General features: G+C 70.5%; 1 protein-coding gene. It reads left to right on the forward strand.

All coding sequences use genetic code 11. The features are described 5' to 3' along the window. On the forward strand, window positions 1–627 hold a 627-nt coding region (locus N803_RS18665; protein ID WP_169743120.1), incomplete at both ends, for an HNH endonuclease.

Genomic DNA, 627 nt, shown 5'->3' on the forward strand with positions numbered 1-627 from the left:
CACCCTCATCCCCGCCGCGTTCGGCGGGCGAGCCCCGGCCGACGACACGGCGACCATCCCCGGCTGGGGAGTCGTGCCCGGACAGGCCGCCCGCGACTGGGTCGCCAGCAACCTCGACCACCCGAGCACCAACGACGCCGGCACCGACTCCACCAAGAGTGGATTCGTGTGGCTGCGGCGACTGTTCACCGACCCCACCGGACGCGACCTGGTGGCAATGGACTCCCGGCAACGCCGCTTCCACGGCGGCCTGCGACGGTTCCTCGAACTGCGCGACCCCACCTGCCGGGTCCCGTGGTGCGACGCCCCCGCCGTCCACGTCGACCACACCCGATCCGTCCACGACGGCGGCGCCACCAGCGCCGGCAACGGCGACGGCCTCTGCGAACGTCACAACCAGGTCAAAGAACACGACGGCTGGCACTTCACCGTGCAATCCACCGGACTCGACGGCACCGGACCCCACCACCTACGCATCCACACTCCCACCGGCACCAGCTACGACTCCACCGCGCCACCCATCCACGGCGAAGGCTGGACACCACCAACATTGCGTGACTCGGCCCACGACTGGATCCCCGACCACGCCACCGAAGCCTGGCACGACGATTGGCACGACGCCTGGGC

It is taken from the genome of Knoellia subterranea KCTC 19937 (assembly GCF_000768685.1).
Classification (GTDB): Bacteria; Actinomycetota; Actinomycetes; order Actinomycetales; family Dermatophilaceae; genus Knoellia; species Knoellia subterranea.